This window comes from Nodosilinea sp. AN01ver1 (assembly GCF_050565655.1).
Taxonomy (GTDB): Bacteria; Cyanobacteriota; Cyanobacteriia; order Phormidesmidales; family Phormidesmidaceae; genus Nodosilinea.
Genome location: NZ_JBNXVS010000018.1, coordinates 13,156 through 32,855 on the forward strand (window position 1 = coordinate 13,156; position 19,700 = coordinate 32,855).

The following is a 19,700-nucleotide window of genomic DNA, read 5'->3' on the forward strand; positions in this document are numbered from 1 at the left end:
GGGAGTGGGCGGGTAGGTGGGTGGATGGGTGAACGCTAGATCCAAAGGGTGTCAGATGCGACAGGTGCGATGGCGCTGAGTTGGTCAGCGGCGGCGGAGTCAAAGGGGTCGGTGGTCATCGTTCGTGAATTCCCAAGGGCAATCGCACCCCGATCAACGTTGATGTCATCGACAGTGGAGAACTGCCCAAGGTCGGCGGGGGCGGTACTCGCAAAAACTGAGAAATTGGCGTTGGCGGGGTCGGGCAGATTCGGGGCGGCTGCCTTGGCAAACTGAAGCCTGATGCGATCGCTGGCCGCAGCGGCGTAGTAGTCCTTGAGGGTAATCGAGCGATTTGCTCCCAGGTCTAGCACCAGATCGCGGCCTGACCTGGCTTGCCCCACGCTGGCGGCGGCAAAAGCAGACAGGTTAAGCCGATCGCGGCTATCGGCACCCTCAATTGTGTCGTTGCCGGTAGCGATCGCCCTGCCATAGCCCCCAAACACGTTGGCCGCCCCGTTGGCCACGATAATGTCATCGCTGGAGGAGTTGATCACTCGCTCAAGGGTGGTCTCAAGGCTAAAGCGGGTGCCCTGGCTGGCGTTGCCGGTCACGGCATTCAAGTCGCTTTGCTCAGCAATGCCGCCGCCCGGCCGCAGGTCAAGGTAGTAGCCCGCTGAGGTCAACGGCAAGGCCGACAAATTCAGGGTATCTACCCCGCCGCTATCGACGAGCGTGAGCCGCTGGGGCGATGGTCCTCCCCAGGCGCTACCGTTGCTGGTGCTGAAGGCGTGGGGGCTGGAAAAGGCATAGGTCGTCTTGCCTGCATTAACGCTTTTAGCTCCGTACAGGTGCTGCAGGGCGGCAATGTCAAACGGCATCAACGTCGTTGGAGAATTGCCCGCCAGGTTGTAGGTCATTACCGTGTTGTGCAGGTTGTCTAGGCTGCTGGGCAGGTAGGGAGGGGCAGCGCCGCCACTGCCCGAGTTATAGTCGCCAGGATGCTTGAGGCCCAGGGCGTGACCAATTTCGTGAATGAGCGTGGTAAACCCGTGACTACCTGGGCCAGAGGCAAAATTATTGCGTGGGTCAACCGCTGGGTCGCGGTAGGCATCGCTCAGGTGAATATCGCTAGCGATGCTGTTAACCTCGGCCCGGTTGTAGGCATCGTCGGCCTCGGGATAAAAAGCATAGGCGTAAGCCTCCTGGCCGCCCGCGTCCGAAAACATCAGCCGCATCTGGCCATAGGTGCCACTTGCCTCCGTCACTTCGGTAAAGGTCAACCCCACCAGCGGCTCGATATAGCTCTTGAGAATCGTGCGCACGCTGGTTTTAATCGTGTCGCTGAGTTCTGAAACCACTTCGCCATACCCACCCTGGTAGGTTGACGCCGTCAGACCATTCACAAAGCTAAAGGTAACCTCAGCCCCACCGCTGGTCCCGAACCGAGCACCGCTCAACAGCGCATCTACTCGAAAATCTCCGGTAGGGGCTGTTGTGCCCGCCACCGACAGCGACGTGCTGCTGGCGATGCCCTGGCAGGCCGAGCAGGCGCAGACTCGCTGGCGTGGAGCATATTCTGTCGCTGCTGCCGGTACGCTGCCGGGCGCTGTTGCCAAGGGCGCTGCTCCCAGCCCCATCCCTAACGCTGCCGGGTCTTGCCAGACTGGTGCCGAGCGCTGCCCTTGAGGTAGGCCCGTCGCCCAGCTCAGCTTTCGCTCCGCCGAGACTGCCTCTAGCGGTGCTGCGTACTGTAGCTCCAGGGTTGAATCAACCTTTGGGTGGAAAGCCGCTCTGGCCAAGCCCGCGCGATCGCCCGGTACTGCCTCAAACTGACCAGTCAGCGAATCCCAAGACTGATCCGCAATGGGCAGTTCTAACCCTAAGGCAACTGTGGCGTTGCCCTTAAACAATGCTTGAAAGCTCACTACAAGCTACTCCTGTGCAGCAATTGACTTTATCGGGTAGATGCTGGAGGGAATGACTGTAGCGGAACTGTAAAGAAGGTAGGCACTCTACAGAAACAGTAGGCCAGGCGAAAGGGCTCTGTCTTAGCCGCACATTTAACTTAACGTTCTGCTCTAGAGTATGGCTCAGTTCAGGGATATCTGATGGGTAAACAAAAAACGGGGAAGCCGGAATGGCCTCCCCGCTGCGTACATGGCTCCAAGCGGTCTTGGTTAGCCGATCGCCCTAGCGGTATCTAAAGTTGCGATAGACCAGACGAGAGTTGAGCCCGCGCGCCCGCAAGAAGTTGACCACCGCACTGGCATCGTTGCGATCGCTGCATTCTGCCGCATTGATAAATCGCCCCTGGGGCGCATTCTCAAAGCGAGGGTTGATGACGCAGGTCAACCCCCCTACACCCTGGCTGCTGCCACTGGGTAGCACCTGGCGCACCCGCTGGAGTTCGTTGTCACCACCAAAGACGGCGGCCACATAAGGCTCTAGACCAGCCCCATCGGGCACAGTGCCACCGCTGCCAAAGCACTCGGGTCGATCGGCCTGGGGAATATTCGTCACCAGCGGCGAAGAGCTGACTCTAGGTTCTGACAGTAGCACTCCGCCATTGGGGGCAATTACATCCAGCCGTGCCTGCCCATCACCGCTGACTCGAACGAAGTAGCGGGCCGCAACACCGCCATAACTTTGACCGCTAAAGTAGTTGACCCAGCACCGGTAGGGGGCAATCTCAGTGGCTTCTGCGGTGGCAGTCAAACCATTGACCAGCGGCTGATTAGTGATTCTGTTGTAGACATTCATCTTGGTCACGCCGTTGTCGTTAAACACCCGAACCGAGTGGTTTTGGGTATCAAAGCCCACGAACGTGCGGTTGAGCAGGTCGCCCTGTCCAGGGTTGGGGTTAGGGTTAGGGTTGGCTCCGGGAAGGAAAAAGTCTCGAACGCTGGTGCTGTTTTGGCTCAGCAATATGGAACTGGTGGGAACATCAACGATTTCGAGGCGGGCCTGGTTGTTCGTTAGGTTGCCGCTAGCCCGATAGACGATGTTGCGGCCCCCGCGCGAGCCAAAGCTGTCATAGCTTATCCAGTTGCTGCTAATAATTCCGTCGCGGCGGGTAACGGGAGCATTGAGTTGTTCAGTCTGCCGAGTTTCTTTGTTATAGACATTCATCCGCAGGGTTTGAGAATTCCTGGGAAAGACGCTAACGGTAAAGGTAGGGGTTTCAAAGTAGAGGGTGGCGTTGCCCGCGGTGTTGGGGTCCTGGGCCAACAACCCTTCCAACCCGGCCTCGGCGGCATTGGGCGTCAGCACCGTGGGCTGAGCCGCACCGTAGCCCGGTACCGATAGGCCAGTGACTAGAAAAACCGAGGTAACAAACAGCGCCAGCAACTTAAACAGCCGCTTCGACCAGCGGCTAAGGGGGACATTGGGCCAGACTGGTTTCATGAAAATTAGCTCCCTATACTCCTCACTCGAGAAACCCGTAGGCGACCAATTCGGGAACGTGTGGGTATAGAACCCCGGTTTCTCTGCAAATACGGCTGTAATTTTAGCTAACTTTCCCTAAAGCGCTCTTTTTTTTGTTGTTTAGCTTTTGCTTCAGCGAAATTTGAGCCAGAGAAATGCAAAGTCTTAAGAAAGATGGCGCTAGCTTTTGTCGGAGCGGTCGCTCAGTCGCTGCAAAAGCTGCTGGGCCTCAGGCGAAAGATCGATGGGCAGATGCCCAGAGCGAATGTGCAGATCGCGCTGGGGAAAGGGGACTTCTATGTCGTGGTGGCGCAGGCTGGCCTCGATCGCAAAGTACAGGTCGCTCTTGATCACCAGCTGGCGGCTGGGCTGAGCTATCCACACCAGCAGCTCAAAATCGAGGGCACTGTCGCCAAAGCCCAGAAAAAACACCTGGGGTGCGGGGGCCGAGAGAATTTCCTGATTTTTGTGGCAGGCGTCGAGCAGGGCCACTTTGACGGTCTGAGGGTCGGCGCTGTAAGCCACCCCCACCGGCAGGCGAATGCGTGACACCGGGTTGCCGTGGCTCCAGTTAATCACCTCCGACTCTAAAAAGCGGGAGTTGGGCACAATAATCGACACCTGATCGAGGGTGCGAATTTCGGTGCTGCGCGAGCCAATGCGGGTGACGGTGCCCTTGACCTCGCCAAAGTCGACAAAGTCGCCCACCTGCACCGGGCGCTCAAACACCAGCACCAAACCGCTGACAAAGTCTTTGACTAGCCCCTGCAGGCCCAGACCAACCCCAATGCCCAGACCGCTGGCGATTAGCGCAATCGAGCTGAGGTCGATACCCCACAGCTGAAGAATGACGACCGTACCCAGCAAAATCAGGGTGTACTTAGAGAGCACCGCGATCGCCTCCTGGGCGGCAATGCTAATGCCCGTAGCGCGCAGCAGCCGCGATCGCATCACGTTGGTCAGGGCGCTGGCGACAATCACCACCGCCAGCAGCACCGCCAGCAGCATCAGCAGCCCCAGCAGCGAGTACGAGCGATCGCCCAGCAGCAGGCTGCGGTCAAACAGCCCCTCGCGCAGACTCTCGGTAACTCGATAGCTAATGCGGCGGGTCAACGGAAAGAGATTGGCAATATAGGCCAACGCCGCAAACACAACGGCGCAGCGCACCAAAAATAGGGTGAGCCGAAACAGCAGGTTCAGCCCGCTAGGCTCGTGGTCGGGGTTGTCGGGGTCAATGGGCGACAGGGCAAACCGATCTAGAAAGGGCCGCAGCCAGCGGTGCCAGAACCACCCGACTAGCCAGTGCAGCGCCAGGGCGGTGGCCAGGGCCGCCAGAGTTTTGGTCAACGCCTGCACCCAAAAGCCTGCCTGGCGATCGCTGCGGGCCTGACCCAGCGCAGCGGCGATCGCACTCACCCACTGATCGGCCTGGGCCTGAAGGGTTTCGGCCCGGCCCACTCGCACATCGGCATTGGTCACGGTCATGATGTAGCGATCGCCCGCCAAAATTACCGGATTGCCGTCTTGGGCTGCCCCACCGCTGCCCGCCACGGCCCGCATCTCGGCCCGCACATCTACCGGCCCAGCGCTTTCAATTAGTGGATCCAGGTTGGTTTCAATGGCCAGGGCGCGCTCTGCCGCCGTCAGGTCTCCGGCAGCAGGCACGTCAAACAAAAACAGCCCATCGAGAAACACAGGCTCGGTTTCGATCGCCTGCGCTAGCCCCGCAGCAGATCCCACCCCGTGCAGTACCACAGCCAGCACCAGACCGCAGACAAGGCGGACTAGCCAGCGAGGGAAGGACACTCCTGTGTGCATGGGGCAGGGGCTGAGACATCGCAATCAGCATAGCGTTTGGGGAGCGGGAGGGGGTGGGCGAGTGGGCGAGTGACGATCCCTGAGCGAAGTCGAAGGGACGATCCCTGAGCGGAGTCGAAGTGACGGTCCCTGAGCGAAGTCGTTTGTCCTGCAGACAGGCTTCGCCAACGCGTTAGCGTCTCCCGTAGGGAGAAAGGGGGCGAGGAGGTGTAGATGTGGAGCGGATGCCTACAAGGCAGGGATGGGGAGATGAGGAGGGTGAGGTAGGTGAGGAGATGAGGGCAGGGGTTAGCCGACGATCGCGGCTAGCAGCAGCACGACCCCAAGCCCAACGCAGGCCACCATTGACCAAAAGGCGATTTGGGCGCTCTGGCCCACGCTTTTGGTCAACGCCTCGTGGGATCTCGTGGTGATGATATAGGGCTGGTCGGCCTGGGTGGGCTTTTCAATGGCTACATTGCCGGTGCTGTCGCTGGCGGTGCCTACCACTAGCACGGGGCGATCGAGCGGCAGCACCGACTCTTTGTAGCGGTAGCCCAGGGTGCGGCGCGGGCCACCGCCGCCCTCGCCGCCCAGCACCAGCGAAAATGGGCCGTAGGAGAGCATTCCCCCGGTGGGCGTGCCGGGCTGAAAGTCGTTCAGCACTTCTACCGATTCAATGTTGGCTCCTTCAGGATCCACCTGCACTTGCCCAGCATTGTCCACCAGGTCAAAGGGAATGCGCTGCTGGTGCTCGCTGACGGTCTCTGAACCGCGCTGGGTGCGGGTGGTGACGTTGCCGCTGCTGTCTTTTTCGCGCACGGTTTCTTCGTACTCGCGCACCACGGTGCTGGTGTAGCTAACGCAGGGCACCTGCTTAAATTCCGAGGTCAGCGGCGCTGAGGTTTGAGGGGTGCCCCGCAGCCACACGTAGTCGCGCCAGTCGCCGCCGCCAATTTCTTTGGAGACGGCGGTAGCCATAGCCTCCAGATCGGCACTCTTAGAGGCACGGGCCAGTTTGAGCTGGTTGCAGCGGCGCTGCTGGCGGTTTTGCACCCACCAGAGCACGGCCCCAGCGACAATGAAAAGAATTCCTGCGATCGCCATCTGGTTTTCTCCCGCCCGTCTTGACCAATTCTGGCTCTCAGCATGCCCAGGTGGGCTGCGATCGTGGCCCCGGCTTAACGAATTTGCACGAAACTGTGAACAAAAGCCCCCGGCCCTGGCGTCATCTACCGAAAGGTTTTGTTGCAAAACTTAAAGCGCCGCCGACAGTCTTAAAAGCCCTGATACACTGACATTTAGCGATTTGGTTAGGCAGTCGCATTTTCTCTATTCTCAGGATGTGAATTAGTCCTGAAGTTTGGGGAATGCCCCTGTCGCCCCATTGCTCCACCGGGAGATAGCCCGGCCCACGTTCACCGCGCCATCCAAGGACTCATGGTAGATTCCCTTAAAAAGCCTGAATTTCAAGAAATTCGACCAGGGGTAAAGGCTCCGGCCAAAGACACCATTCTCACCCCCCGGTTCTACACCACCGACTTTGACGAGATGGCCGCCATGGACATCTCGGTCAATGAAGAGGAGCTGCTCGCCATTCTGGACGAGTTTCGGGCCGACTACAACCGCCACCACTTCGTCCGCAGCGATGTCTTTGCCAAATCCTGGGACTCAATCAGCGGCGAAACTCGGCAGCTGTTCGTGGAATTTCTAGAGCGTTCCTGCACCGCTGAGTTCTCTGGCTTTTTGCTCTACAAAGAACTGGGCCGTCGCCTCAAGGGCAAAAACCCGGTGCTGGCCGAGTGCTTTGAGCTGATGTCGCGCGACGAAGCCCGTCACGCTGGCTTCCTCAACAAAGCCATGTCAGACTTCAACCTGCAGCTCGACCTGGGCTTTTTGACCAAGAGCAAAGACTACACCTTCTTCAAGCCCAAGTTCATCTTCTACGCCACCTACCTGTCGGAGAAGATTGGCTACTGGCGCTACATCACCATCTTCCGCCACCTTGAGTCTCACCCCGAGAACGAGATCTACCCGATCTTCCGGTTCTTTGAGAACTGGTGCCAGGACGAGAACCGCCACGGCGACTTCTTCTCCGCTCTGATGAAGGCCCAGCCCGAAATCCTCAACGACTGGAAGGCCAAGCTGTGGTGCCGCTTCTTTTTGCTGTCGGTGTTTGCCACTATGTACCTCAACGACCTGCAGCGCAGCGGCTTCTACGCCTCGCTGGGGCTCAACGCTCGCGACTACGACATCGAGGTCATCGAGAAGACCAACGAAACCGCTGGTCGCGTCTTCCCCATCACGCTCAATGTTGATCACCCCAGCTTCTTTAAGCGGCTGGATGTGGCGGCGGCGGCCAATGCCAAGCTGAGCAAGGTGGCTGAGTCAAACCAGCCTAAGGTTCTCAAGACGCTGCAAAAACTGCCCCACATCGCCACCATTGGCTGGCAGCTGGTGCAGCTCTACTTCCTCAAGCCCATCGACACCGTCGCTGCGCGGGGCCAGGTGCGCTAGAGGGCCTGAGCCATGATCTGAGCTATTTACCGGAACGCTATCCTCGTTTCCCCCAGCGGCTTTACTGTTTGGTAAAGCCGCTTTTTTTGCTGACTACTGGGGGGCTGCATCGCCGGGCTAAGGCTGTAAGATGCATAGGAATTTGTCGTTGTTTGGACTGGGGGCCGCTGCAGTGGTGTCATTGACAACCCGATGGTTGCAAGTGGGAGGATGCCTGGCGGTCTTGGGACTCGGGCAGCGAGCACAGGCTCTACCCAACCAGCCCAGCCTGGCTGCCTCTTCCGCAGAGATGAGCACGATGGCGACGAGCGCGATCGCAGCCCCCGCCCATTCAGCCACCCCCCCCGCACCCTGCCCCTCGTCCCTGGCACCGACAGAATATTGCACCATCTCCTGGTCAGCAACGCTGCCAGAAGCACCGCCAGCGATCAAGGTTGCTCCAACCGTAACCCCTGAGGCCCTGGCCCTCGATACGGAGGCGATTGCCCCCACCCTCGACCTCGACCCCGCCGTGATTGAGGGCAGCCCCACCCTCCAGCGCTGGCTGGAGGAAATTCCCGATGTGGCGAGCGACATTCGCCACCAGCCCAGCTTTCGCACTCGGCTGCGGGCGAGCTACGCCCAGTTCCCCTCCAATGGTCAGATTGGCGGCTTTGGGGCGGCGGTAGAAGACGTGTTTGTGGTGCCGGGCACAGGGCTCACCGCCAGCGTCGACTACAGCCGCAGCTGGAACGGCGATCGCGAATCCTACGGCGGCGAGGCACGCTACTACCTGCTGCCCCTGGGCGGCTACGTGAATATTGCCCCCACCGTAGGCTACCGCTCCCTCAGCACCCCCGCTTACCAAACTGATGGGCTCGATGTGGGCCTGCGCCTGCTGCTGGTGCCCTCTCGCGGCGGCGGGGCCGACCTGGCCCTAAGCCAGCGGTGGGTAGCCCCCGGCACGGAGGGAGAGGTGGGGATCACGAGTCTGGCGCTCGGCTACGCCGTCACCCGGCAGCTGCGGCTGGGCACCGACTTTCAGCTACAAAACTCCCGCTTTGGCCAGGACAGCCGCGTGGGGCTCTCCCTAGAATTGCTGCTGTAAAGCATGTAGTCTCAGCTAGTTGGATCAGAAGACGTTGGATAGTTTTCTTGGAGCCATTGCACAAACGTCGAGAAGACTATTTCGTCGGTTAGCGTCAGTTCTGTCTTATCGACTCGGTGTAAATGAGGCACTTGCTCGCCTGCATGAGCCTGGCCAATCCCCCCGTACTTGAGGCGAATAGCGCGGGGATCTGGGCTATTGTCAAACCCCGCTTCGACATAATTATCTCGCAGCAGGTAATAGCTATACTTGCGCCTGCGATCGTCGTCGAAAAGCTCTGTCACCAGAACTCTGTAGCTGCCATACCTTGCCTCTAATCGAAGTATAGAGCGCTTGGGTGTAGAGTCTGTATTGTGCCGAACTGTACTAAATGTGGCCTCGGCTAGGAGGACTACGCTAGCAAAATAGTCTGCAATTTCTGCATCCAATCTTCAATTCCCCGATGGCAAAATTCCCAATGAGCGAGATCGATCTCCCAGGTTTTCTCGATCGCGTGCTCAATGTGGTTTACAAACTCAATATCAGTGGATACCTTGGCTGAGAAGTCGGTATAGCCCATGCCGTACTTGGCCACATAGCCGTTGTCTTGCTGTCGCAGTTCATTGATTTTTTGAGTAATTTTCTCAATGGCATGCCGTTGTAGAGCCAGGTCAATGGTGGACTGCAAGTCGCCCAGAGTGCTAAAAACCTCTGCGTATTCGTCTTTAATTGAGATACTTTGCATCGCCAGACTATCTCCGCTGTAGGGGTGTGGAGTGCCCTGTTGTAAAGCATGCTAGCAACTCTCCGGCGGGGAGGGCTACCTGGCCATGCTCAACTGCGGCATCTTTGGGTCTACATTTGCACGTCTCCAAGAAGTTGGGACGGGGCAAATGTTACGCTATAGGCTGAATTTGCCCAACTGACCGTATTCCCTCTGCGCCCTTATGTTAGAACCTTCGCTGCTGCGCGCCCTCGTGTGGACTGACTATCGCCTCGCCGTTTTGTTTACGGTGTTTTTGCCGCTGGTGCTGCTGATCTGGGCCTTTGTGCAAAAGAATGAGGCCATTCAGCATCTGCTGACGATTTATTGGAAAGTGGCGAGCCTGCTGATGATCACCGTCTATCTCATGATTGGCGGTTTTAGCATCAGCTTTGTGGCTGGGCTGATGGCGCGGGTGCTGATTCCTGTGTCGCTGTGGTTTTGGGTCGATCTCAACGAAGAAATTCGCGAGCAGCCAGGTTCGGTGCTCAAGCTCATCTTTAGCGCCTGGCGCTGGGCAGTAACGCTTTACAACATCATTGGCGGGGCCATTCTGCTGGGCTTTGTGCCCTGCGCCTTCTCGGCGGCGCGGTTTGGGGCCGCTGACTGCCAGGTGTGGCTAGAGCCGCCGCTGCTGTATAAAGAATATTTCCACGCTGGCTACACCAACGGCTTCTTGGGCTTCTTTGGCATTTTGGGCCTGGTTATCTACGTGGCTTCGCTGGCCTGGTTCGTGTTTGTGCGACTGGGTAAGCAGGGCCGCCAGGCGATCAACTAGGCATTGGGTGGATGGGTAGATGGGTGGATGATTAAGCTATGAATCCTGGGTTGCGGCTAGAGCAGTACACCCTGAGGCGTCCTGAGCTGGTGCTGCTGGTCAGGGCCGTCATCGATGGTGAGGAAGACGAGGTGCTGATTTTTCGCGGTTTTTCCAGCTCGCTGATGCACCCCACCGCTGCTGACCCGGAAGTGCCAGTGCTGCCTGAGACAGCAGAAATTCAGGCGATCGACATTATGGCTGGCCCTTACAAGCCTGCCGCCCCCCAATACCTCCAGCGGGGGCTGTCTTGGGCAGACATGCTGCCCTTATTGGAGGATATGGGGGTCTAGAGCTTAGACCCTCGATGGTGCATTGCTGCGCGTTGGCGGAGCCTCGCCTTAGCGTTATGCACCCTACGGTTGGCTATACCTTCCTCATCCCCTCACCTTCCTCATCCCTCTACTACTTTTCCCCTTCCCGCAGGTGCTTGGGCTGCCACCCCTCGTGGTTTTTCTGTGGGGCGCGGGAGACGACCAGGCAGTTGTCGGGGGCGTCTTTGCGTACGACCGAACCAGCGGCAATGGTGACGTCGCTACCGATGGTGACGGGGGCCACCAGGACGCTGTTGCTGCCGGTTTTGGTGCGATCGCCGATCACCGTCGGGTGCTTCTTAAACCCGTCGTAGTTGGCCGTAATGGTGCCCGCCCCCACATTGACCTTATTACCGAGAGTAGCGTCGCCCAGATACGACAGGTGGGCGACATTGGTGCCCGCCCCCAGAGTCGATTTTTTGATTTCAACAAAATTGCCGATGCGGCAGCCGTCGCCCACCACAGCTTCGCCGCGCAGGTGGGCGTAGGGACCCACCCGTGCGCCGCTGCCCACAGTGCTATCGCTCACCACCGAAAAGGCCACGGTGGCATTGGCTCCAATCTGGCTGTCTTCGATCAGGCTGCCGGGGCCAATGCGGCTGCCTGTGCCCACGACAGTTTTGCCCCGTAGGTGAGTCTGGGGTTCGATCACCACGTCGGGTTCGAGCTGCACGGTGGTGTCGATGGTGGTGCTATCGGGGTCGATTAGGGTGACGCCAGCGGCCATCCAGTAGTCTTTGATGCGGTCTTGCAGAATGGCGTAGGCCTCGGCCAGCTGCTTGCGGCTGTTGATGCCAAAGATCTCCTGACCATCGGCCACATCGACCGCCATCGCGGGGCTGAGGTCTCTGACCACGTCGGTGAGGTAGTACTCCTGCTGGTCGTTGTCGGCGCTGAGGTGGGGCAGCACCGTCATCAGCTTGGCCCAGTTGAAGCAGTAGACCCCGGCATTGATGCGGGGGTTTTGGCGCTGGGCGGGGCTACAGTCGCGGTGCTCTACGATCTCAGTAATCAGGTTCTGGTCAGTGCAGAAGACTCGCCCGTAGCCAGTGGGGTCTTTGAACTGCGCCGTAAGCAGGGTGGCGGCGTTGCCGTTCTGCTGGTGGGTAGTCACCAGCTTTTGAATGGTTTCGGCCCGCAGCAGGGGCACGTCGCCATTGAGCACCAGCAGGTCGCCGTCGAACCCCTCCAGGTGAGGGATCACCTGCTGCACGGCGTGGCCAGTGCCCAGCTGCTCTTTTTGCTCCACGAAGGTGAGGCCGGGGATGTGAGCTAAGGCCGTTTTGACCTGATCTTGACCAAAACCAACCACAATCAGCGTGTGGCTGGGGTTTAGCTCGGCTAACCCATCAATAACCCGTTCTACCATCGACTTTCCCCCCACAGAGTGCAGCACCTTGGGCAGGCTCGATTTCATGCGGGTGCCGCGCCCGGCGGCAAGAATGGCGACAGCGACCATGGGGATGTCCTTCGTGGGTAGTGTGGGTCGAAGGGAGTATATCGCGGTTTGGGGAGGGGTGGGGAGTGGATTCCCTAGGGTTGGCTGGGGGCGGCTTTTTGGGTACTGGAAGCAGGAAGATTGAGGCTGCGGAAGTAGCTGCTGCCGACGAGGGCGAGAAAGCCCAGGTAGGCGAGGATTTGGACTAAGTACAGGTGGTCGCGGTAGCCCAGCAGGGTTTTGAGCAAAATGCCGGGAAACTGGCGATCGCTCAAAACCCTGCTGCCATCCCACAGCAGCGGGCCAAGCACGCAGGAGTCTTGAGCGAAGCAGAGGTCGGCGGCGGGGTTAACTTGGCTGATGGCCGCCAGGGCGGCATCCAGGTTGTTACACACCGAGATCACCAGGCCACCGACAATCAGCAGCAGCAGCACGCCCATAATTTGAAAGAAGCGCTTGAGGTTGATGCGCAGCCCCCAGCCAAACAGGGCCAGGCCGATCAGGACAGCGCCCAGCAGGCCAGCGATCGCCCCTACCCCGGCCGCCACGCTGGTTTCGACATTGGTAAAGACAAACAGCACCGTCTCAAACCCTTCGCGCAGCACGGCAATGCAGACCAGGCTAAAGATGCTCCAGCCAGCGGTTTGGGTGTCATCCAGGGCCGATCGCACGGTGCCCTCTAGCTCGCCCTTGAGGCTGCGAGACTGGCGGGTCATCCACAGCAGCATCCAGCTGAGCAGGATGACTGCGATCGCCCCAAACAGTACGTTCAACAAGGGTTTGATCACCATTTGCAGCCCCGGCAACCCCTGCTGCAGCTGCTGTAGCCCCATACCCAGGGCAATGCCCAGCAGAACGCTGCCTGCCAGGCCCGCCCCCACCCCAGCGTAGGCCCAGGGGTTGAGTACTTGACGATTTGCTTTGGCCAGGCAGGCCAGCACAATGCCGACGACGAGTGCCGCCTCTACCCCCTCGCGCAGGGTAATCAAGAACGTCGGCAGAGCAGCGGTAAAATCCATGCTTGCTAGGGTTGTGGAACGGTTGCTATAGGTATTGTGTCAAACAACCCCACCCTTTGCAGCCCTACCCATTGCCAGACGCAGTGAAATCCCAACTCACCACCCACCTACTCACCCACCCACCGACTTACCCACTCATCTACCCATCCACCTGCCATAGCGCCTCACGACCGACTCTGCAACACCAAATCCCCGGCTGGAATCGGTGGATCGGCAGCCCGTTCGGTAGTGACCAGCATTTGCACAGACTCGGCACCGCAGGCGGCATCGGGCAAAACCCACTGGTTTGTGTCCTGCCCGGCGCTGGGGTTAAATTCGCCGCAAAAAACCGGATCGCTGTCGGCCAAGGCCCACAGGCGGTAGACCTGGTCTGCGCTGAGGGGAGGCAGGTCGGTAGTGACCATCAGGGCGGTTTGCTCGCCAGGGTCAATGACCAGGCGACCGCTGGCGTCAGGTTCAGCATCGGCACCAGACAGCGTGTAGAGCTGGTTGGTAGGCTGGCTAAAGCTGGCCACTACGGCCTCAGTTTGGCGCAGGGCCAGGCGCAACCGCTGGTTTTCTTGCAGGGTGAGTACCAGAGCTAGTGCCGTAGCGGCCCAGCCCAGGGCCAGACCCAGCTTGCCCAGAGGCAAGCGGCGACGGACTAACGGGGGTTCTGGGGCAGATTCAGGAACAGGTTCTGGGGCGATCGCCAGGGCAGGGTTCTGTACGGCGGCCATCACGCGATCGCGCACCCCAGGCGGTGGGGCCACGGGCGGCAGCAGGGTGGGCAGGCTCTCCCAGGTGGCCTGTAGGTCCTGTAGTTCGCTAGCCACTTCGGGGTACTGCCCTATCCACTGCTCGACCAGGGCAGCTTCATCGTCGGTCAGATCGTCGAGCACATACCCGGCCAGTAGCGATCGCCAGTTTTCGGGAAGAGGGGTTGGGTTCATTGGGCGGGGGGAGGAGGGTGGGTGAGTGGATGAGTAGATGGGTGGGTGAGTGGGTGCTTGGCAGCGTTGGGAGAGTCGTTGGCGCAGCGCTTGGAGGAGAAGGGTTAGCCGCGCTGGTGCTCAAGCAGACTGCGCAGGCGGAGCAGGCCCTGGCGGCAGCGAGACTTGACGGTGCCGAGGGGAATGCCCAGCTGGGCGGCAATCTCGGACTGGCTCAGCCCCTGGAAGTAGGCGATCTCTAGCACTTCGCGCTCGGCGGGGGGAATTTGGTCGAGGGCGGCGCGCAGGTGCTGGCGCTGTTCTTGCTGGGTCGCGTGGTCAACGGGGTTGGGCGATCGGCTAGAGGCGGCGGTAATGCGCTGAAACCGCTGCAAGATGGTGGCCCGTCCGCTGCTGACCCGCAGGCGATCGATGGCGCGGGAGCGGGTGTAGGTCGCCAGGTAGCTGCCGATGCTGCCCCGCTCGGGGTTGTACTGCCGCCGCTGCCAAAAGTTGACGAACACCTCTTGCGTGAGGTCTTCGGCTTCGGTGGGGTTGGCCAGCATTTTGAGCGCCAGGGTGTAGACCATGGAGGAGTAGCGATCGTAAAGAGTGGCGAGGGCAGCAGTATCACCGGCCCACAGACGGCTGACCAGGTCGCGATCGCTCGCTGGTTCAGACGCCATGGGGTCGGGGGTCGAAAATGGGGGCATTTGATCATCTGCCAGTAATACGACTCAAGCAGGCCCAGCGGATGAGCCAGGGAAGCAACCGCACCCAGCAGGGCTGCTGAGACTTCAAAGGCTGCTGTCACCATCCAAAGGGTAGAGCTGATCGTATTGTGCCGGGTTCTACAGCATTCTTCTACAGAAAAAATTAGACCCGCCCAAAACGCTAGCGCAAAGGATACTGCAATGAATCACGATTTGATGCCTGCCAACTCCGATCACTCTGCAGCAGGGGTTTCTCGCCGCCGGGTGATGGTGGGTGGCGCGATCGCCGGACTGGCCGGCAGCCTCGGCTTCTCTGCCCTGACCAAGAGCCCGGCCCAGGCCCAGAGCCGCTCTGGTTCGATTTTTCGCAGCCGAGCCGCCGCTAACGACATTGGCATTCTCAACGGTGCCCTCTACTACGAACACCAGGCGATCTGGGCCTACAGTGCCGCTGCCGGTGGCCTCAGCGATACCGACGTGGGCAAAGCGGTGCTGGCCATTGCCCTGGCCAACCAGGCCGACCACATGACCCACCGCGATACCCTATCCCAGGTGATTACTGATTTGGGGGGCAGCCCGGTCATGGCCATGGAGAGCTACGACCTCTCGGCCTACCTGGAGCGCGGCGACGGCGGCCTCGACTCTGATGTGAATATCGCTAAGCTGGCCCTGGCGTTGGAAACCGATGCGGCGATCGCCTATGGCAACGAAGTTGCGCGTCTCCAAACCCCAGAGCTGATTACCGCTGGGGCCACCATTGCCGCCGCTGAAGCCTCCCACGCGACGACGATTCGGGCTGCGTTTATCTCGCTGGGTATCGATATTCCCTACGTTCCCGCTGCGTTCGTCAGCGCTGCAACCCGTGACCAGTGGGTGCTCAAGGTGTAACTACCCCCGTGTTGTTCCCTGAAAACATCCGCTGATAGATCGTCAAATCACTCCTGACCCCAGCCCGGAGCCATGCTCCGGGCTTTTTTGTGGAGATGCCTGGGCCAGCCACATTAATTTTGTAGGGGCACTGCACTGCTGTGCCCCTACAAACAGGGAGGTTAACCACACAGGATGTGGCTGGGTCAGCTGGTGATGGCGGCGACTTCAGCTGACTGGGTGATCGCCTGCCAGCCGCCCGTGGCGCTGAGGTAGCCCACTTCGGCCACATAGATGCGATCCCACTGGGGAATGGGCAGGTACCAGTCTTGGGCAAAGTCATCGCGGCAGCGCTGCTCGGCGACTGCCGGGGGCAGCGCAGAGCGGGTAGCTCGGCCTGTCACGTCGTAGAGGCGCAGGGTCATGGTTTCACCGCCGTTATCTTTGGCGCTGGCGCGATCGCTGGCGTCGATGTTCCACACGGCGTAGAAGCGATCGCCCTCGCGATCGACCGACAGCCGAATCCAGCTTTTGGCAGGGGTGGCGGAGGGCGGCACGGGTTCGGGCTCGGCGCTGGTGGGCACAACGCCAAAACTATCGGGCGAACCGGGCGGAATGCTGGCCAGCGCGGCCACCACGTCTGGCGGCAGGCCCTCTAGACCCGAGCCGTCATCCGCGATCGCCGCTTCGGGCGGGGGAGGAACGTAGTCGCCCGGCTCTAGCGGCACCGGGGGCGGCACAGGTACGGGGGCGGGGCGCAGGGGGGGCTCAGCGATCGCCGTGGCCCCGGTGCTTTCAGCAGGCACGCTATCCCCAGGTAGCGCCTGTGACGGGCCTGGCTCAGGGGTGATGCCCAGGCGCACCTGGCTGAGCAACTCTTCCTCCAGAGTGCTAGGGGGCAGTGGCCCAGGGCCAACCGCTTCAGACGGCATTGGACCGGGGCTGATGGCCTCGGGTGGCACCGGCCCTGGGGTAATGGGCAGGGGGCCGGTAGCGGCCATGCCACCTCCAGTAGTCGCAGCATCTTCGGCCTGGCCGGGCAGGTTGGCCACCTCTGACTCCAGATCTGGCGGCACATCCGCACTGCTGAAGCGGTTGTCGCTGGTAATTTCGATGTCGGCAGAGGGCAGATTCAGCACCATCTGCTGTAGCTCTAGCGGCACATCGGGGTCATAGTCCGTCGAGGGCGACGGTTCTGGCCATGTCGCTTCCGGCAGCGGCCCTGGTACCACGCCTGCCCCAGGGGCTACCGGCTCTGGCGCGATCGCCCCACCAGGATAGGGCGCAGGAGTAAAGCCCGCCCCTGACGACCCTGCATCGCCCAGGTCAGCCGCTTTGGCTAAACAGGCCTGGCCCTCGCTCTGGCGACCCATTTGCATCAGAGCCTGACCTTTACCCGTCCAAGCCGCCGCCGAGGCCTGGTCTAGCTCAAGCGCCGTGTCAAAGCAAAAAATGGCTTCGTCGTAGCGCCCCATGGTGCTGAGCAGCTGCCCCTTACCCACCCAGGCGTCAATGACGCTAGTGTCGAACTGTAGGGCGGCATTGTAGCTATCCATAGCTTCGTTAGCCTGCCCCAGAAGGGCTAGCGCCTGACCTCGCTGAGCCAGGGCTAAGGCGGCGGTGGCGTTAAGGCCCTGGGCTGGTACGCCCGTAACCTCGGCTTTGCTGCGCTCTACCTCGGTGGCTTCCACAGCCTGGTTAAAGTAGATCAAGGCCGTGTCGCAGTGGCCCTCCTGCATTAGGCGGCGGCCCTCAGCCAGGTCTAGACGGGCCTGCTCTAGCTTGCTGGGAGCCGCGCCCGCCGCATATTCGCCAGACCCAGGCACCAGCTCGGCCTCTGGGGGCAGCGGCCTTCCCTCTGGCAGGGCAGCCTCGGGCACTGTAGCGTCGGGAGGCAGTGGGCCAGCGGTGACCGGTAGCCTGCGGTCTACTTTAGAGAAATCAATCTCTAGCTCAGAGCCAGGAATAAGGTCGGCCTCCACCGTATCGTCTTCATCGTCGGCCTCTCGGCGGCCCAGCAGCGCCCCGGCGATACCGGCCAGCAGCAGCAGCGCCGGTATCGCCGCCAGCATCCACCAGGCGCTGGGAGGCAGATTGCGAATGCGATCCAGAAGGCTGCCCCCCTCAGTGGCCGGATCGTCGGCGTCGGCGTCGGTCTCGACATTGGTAACTGGTTGGCCCTGATCGTTGAGGAGCTCGACCTGATCGCTGTTGCCCACCACCAGCTGCCCCTCAGGGGTATAGCCCAGAGAAGCCGCTGGTGTCTCGAGTACTACTGGCCCCGCCAGGCGGGGCGTGCCGTCTGGCGACCACAGCTGCAGGGTGCCATTGGTGCCAGCACTGGCCAGAGTACCACCATCGGGGCTGTAGGCCACGGCGCTAACCGCCGCTTCGTGGGCTTCAATGGTGCCGCCCCTGGGCTGCAGGGTCGAGCGATCCCAGTTGCGCAGGCTGCCGTCGCCGCCAGCGGTAGTGATGACCTGACCATCAGGGCTGCTGGTAACGACGGTTACGCCGCCTGGATGAGCGTCGAGCGATTCACCGGCAGCGCTACCGTCCGCGTTCCAAAAGCCCAGGCTGCCGTCGCCGCTGCCGGTGATAAAGGCCTGCCCCCCAGCGGGATAGTGGAGGGCCTGCACCGGCCCGTCGTGAGCATCGATGGGAGCGCCCAGGGGCTTACCATCTGCGATCGCCCAGCGTTCTACGGTGCCGTCGGCGTTGCCGCTGGCAATCGTCTGACCATCGGGGCTGAGGGCCAGCGATAGAATGGGGCCGCCCTGGCCCGACATGGGCTCGCCCAGCGCATTGCCGCTGCGATCCCAGCGGCGCACAGTGCCATCGGCCCCGCTAGAGACGACGGTTTGGTCGTCGGGGCTAATGACGACCGCCGATACGGCTCCCCGGTGGGCATCATCAATCACGGTTTCGGTGGGGTTACCCGTGGCATCCAGCCACTGCAGCTGACCGTCTTCGGTGCCGCGCACCATAAAGCGCCCGTCGGGAGACACGGCTACGCCGCCGGGTAGCTTGCTGGCTCCGACCGTAACGTTGGCGCTGGCGGTCTGCTGGGCCTCGGTCACGGCGGCCTGGCCGTCATCGCTGGTGGCAAAACCCAAAAAGGCCTCTACAGGCAGGCTCGGCTCGCCCAGATAGATATAGTTGCGGGGCTGGGAATAGGGGTAGCGGGGGTCGTCAGGCAGGGTGCTGTCCAGGCTCACCGGGCGCACGGCATCTTGCTCTAGCACCTCGGAGGCGATCGCATAGCTAATGCCGTCTCGGCCCAGTTCACGCACTACCGCAGCGGTGTCGTCTTCGTCGACCTGCACCGCGTTTTCGCCGGTTTCAAAGGGCTGACTGCTAAAGATTTCGTAGTCGGCCAGGGCGAGTCGAATTTCGCTGTCGGCGGGGCGATCGATAAATCGAATCGGCAGGTTGGGGCCCCCCACCTCCGACCAGTTGGTGATCTCGCCGCGAAAGATAGCGGCAAAGTCGTCAAACGACAGATCGCCCCGAAACGGATTGTCGCGGCCTACGATGATGGCGATTTTCTCGCGCGCCACCGGAATGGAGGTCAGGCTGGGGTCTTCTTCGGCCTCGCTGAGCGATCGCCCCAGGGCCGCCAGGTCAATGCTGCCGCTCCGCAGTTCTTCTAGCGCCTGCTCATCGCCATTGGCTTCGTACAAGATGTCGGTATCGGGGTAGCGCTGCTCAAAGCCCTCCTCCAGGCTCTGGTTAATGCCCGCCATCGACGGCGACCCATCGATCGAAAGGGTTGTACCTGCGGGCACACTCTCCTGTCGGTTAAAAGTCGGCGTCGGCTCCTCTGTTACCTGGGCCAGCAGCGCCGGATTTGACCTGAGCACATTCATCGGCAGCGCAGCAAGAGCGCTGAACAGTGCCAACATAGCCAGAGACGGCTTAAAAAGCTGGTTCATGGCGGTACCCAGAGGACATAAAAGGTCTGCTAAAGGATACACGCTGAGGCGATCGTTGAGCGTTTTTTTAACGATCCCTCCCCCCTTCGACTCCGCTCAGGGACCACCCGCCCACCTACTCACCCACCCACCTAC

At 60.7% G+C, this 19,700-nt stretch carries 16 protein-coding genes; 5 read left to right on the forward strand and 11 right to left on the reverse strand.

Annotated elements, in window-relative coordinates:
* Positions 1-35: 35 nt before the first annotated feature.
* The 4 genes from ACQ4N7_RS14980 to ACQ4N7_RS14995 form a co-directional block, all read right to left on the reverse strand.
* Positions 36-1,907, reverse strand: coding sequence for a M10 family metallopeptidase (locus tag ACQ4N7_RS14980; RefSeq protein WP_430712310.1), 1,872 nt, complete (start codon positions 1,905-1,907; stop codon positions 36-38).
* A 265-nt stretch (positions 1,908-2,172) separates the two neighbouring features.
* The gene (locus ACQ4N7_RS14985; RefSeq protein WP_430712311.1) at positions 2,173-3,387 is read right to left on the reverse strand and encodes a hypothetical protein; all 1,215 of its coding nucleotides are present in this window, start codon (positions 3,385-3,387) and stop codon (positions 2,173-2,175) included.
* 201 nt (positions 3,388-3,588) lie between these two features.
* Entirely contained in the window at positions 3,589-5,226 is a 1,638-nt protein-coding gene (locus ACQ4N7_RS14990) for a mechanosensitive ion channel family protein (protein ID WP_430712312.1), read from the reverse strand.
* Positions 5,227-5,514: 288 nt separating this feature from the next.
* Positions 5,515-6,312: an E3 ubiquitin ligase family protein gene (locus ACQ4N7_RS14995; protein ID WP_430712313.1), complete on the reverse strand. Its 798-nt coding sequence runs from the start codon at positions 6,310-6,312 to the stop codon at positions 5,515-5,517.
* Positions 6,313-6,645: 333 nt separating this feature from the next.
* Here ACQ4N7_RS14995 and acsF point away from each other — a divergent pair, with 333 nt between their 5' ends.
* Together acsF and ACQ4N7_RS15005 are read left to right on the forward strand one after the other, a co-directional pair.
* The gene (gene acsF / locus ACQ4N7_RS15000) at positions 6,646-7,722 is read left to right on the forward strand and encodes a magnesium-protoporphyrin IX monomethyl ester (oxidative) cyclase (RefSeq protein WP_430712314.1); all 1,077 of its coding nucleotides are present in this window, start codon (positions 6,646-6,648) and stop codon (positions 7,720-7,722) included.
* A 298-nt stretch (positions 7,723-8,020) separates the two neighbouring features.
* Entirely contained in the window at positions 8,021-8,809 is a 789-nt protein-coding gene (locus ACQ4N7_RS15005) for a hypothetical protein (protein ID WP_430712315.1), read from the forward strand.
* A gap of 11 nt (positions 8,810-8,820) precedes the next feature.
* On the opposite strand, the gene ACQ4N7_RS15010 is transcribed toward ACQ4N7_RS15005, so the two are convergent.
* Both ACQ4N7_RS15010 and ACQ4N7_RS15015 read right to left on the reverse strand, forming a co-directional pair.
* Positions 8,821-9,093, reverse strand: a complete 273-nt coding sequence (locus ACQ4N7_RS15010) for a hypothetical protein (protein WP_430712316.1) — start codon at positions 9,091-9,093, stop codon at positions 8,821-8,823.
* A 107-nt stretch (positions 9,094-9,200) separates the two neighbouring features.
* Entirely contained in the window at positions 9,201-9,533 is a 333-nt protein-coding gene (locus ACQ4N7_RS15015) for a hypothetical protein (protein ID WP_430712317.1), read from the reverse strand.
* Between the two features lie 202 nt (positions 9,534-9,735).
* On the opposite strand from ACQ4N7_RS15015, the gene ACQ4N7_RS15020 reads away from it, so the two are divergent.
* Both ACQ4N7_RS15020 and ACQ4N7_RS15025 read left to right on the forward strand, forming a co-directional pair.
* A complete protein-coding gene (locus ACQ4N7_RS15020; protein ID WP_430712318.1) occupies positions 9,736-10,329 on the forward strand; it encodes a DUF3177 family protein in 594 nt (197 codons plus the stop codon).
* Between the two features lie 38 nt (positions 10,330-10,367).
* The gene (locus tag ACQ4N7_RS15025) at positions 10,368-10,661 is read left to right on the forward strand and encodes a hypothetical protein (protein ID WP_430712319.1); all 294 of its coding nucleotides are present in this window, start codon (positions 10,368-10,370) and stop codon (positions 10,659-10,661) included.
* Positions 10,662-10,773: 112 nt separating this feature from the next.
* Here ACQ4N7_RS15025 and glmU read toward each other — a convergent pair whose 3' ends face one another.
* The 4 genes from glmU to ACQ4N7_RS15045 all read right to left on the reverse strand — a co-directional run bounded on the left by glmU (position 10,774) and on the right by ACQ4N7_RS15045 (position 14,736).
* Positions 10,774-12,141 carry a bifunctional UDP-N-acetylglucosamine diphosphorylase/glucosamine-1-phosphate N-acetyltransferase GlmU gene (gene glmU / locus ACQ4N7_RS15030; protein WP_430712320.1) on the reverse strand — a complete coding sequence of 456 codons (1,368 nt, stop codon included), beginning with the start codon at positions 12,139-12,141 and terminating at the stop codon, positions 10,774-10,776.
* Between the two features lie 74 nt (positions 12,142-12,215).
* The gene (locus ACQ4N7_RS15035) at positions 12,216-13,139 is read right to left on the reverse strand and encodes an FTR1 family iron permease (protein ID WP_430712321.1); all 924 of its coding nucleotides are present in this window, start codon (positions 13,137-13,139) and stop codon (positions 12,216-12,218) included.
* 164 nt (positions 13,140-13,303) lie between these two features.
* On the reverse strand, positions 13,304-14,071 hold the full coding sequence (locus tag ACQ4N7_RS15040; protein ID WP_430712322.1) for an anti-sigma factor: 768 nt from the start codon (positions 14,069-14,071) through the stop codon (positions 13,304-13,306).
* A 104-nt stretch (positions 14,072-14,175) separates the two neighbouring features.
* Entirely contained in the window at positions 14,176-14,736 is a 561-nt protein-coding gene (locus ACQ4N7_RS15045) for a sigma-70 family RNA polymerase sigma factor (RefSeq protein ID WP_430712323.1), read from the reverse strand.
* A gap of 228 nt (positions 14,737-14,964) precedes the next feature.
* Here ACQ4N7_RS15045 and ACQ4N7_RS15050 point away from each other — a divergent pair, with 228 nt between their 5' ends.
* Positions 14,965-15,651, forward strand: a complete 687-nt coding sequence (locus ACQ4N7_RS15050; protein ID WP_430712324.1) for a DUF4439 domain-containing protein — start codon at positions 14,965-14,967, stop codon at positions 15,649-15,651.
* 185 nt (positions 15,652-15,836) lie between these two features.
* On the opposite strand, the gene ACQ4N7_RS15055 is transcribed toward ACQ4N7_RS15050, so the two are convergent.
* Positions 15,837-19,565: a substrate-binding domain-containing protein gene (locus ACQ4N7_RS15055; protein ID WP_430712325.1), complete on the reverse strand. Its 3,729-nt coding sequence runs from the start codon at positions 19,563-19,565 to the stop codon at positions 15,837-15,839.
* Positions 19,566-19,700 lie beyond the last annotated feature (135 nt).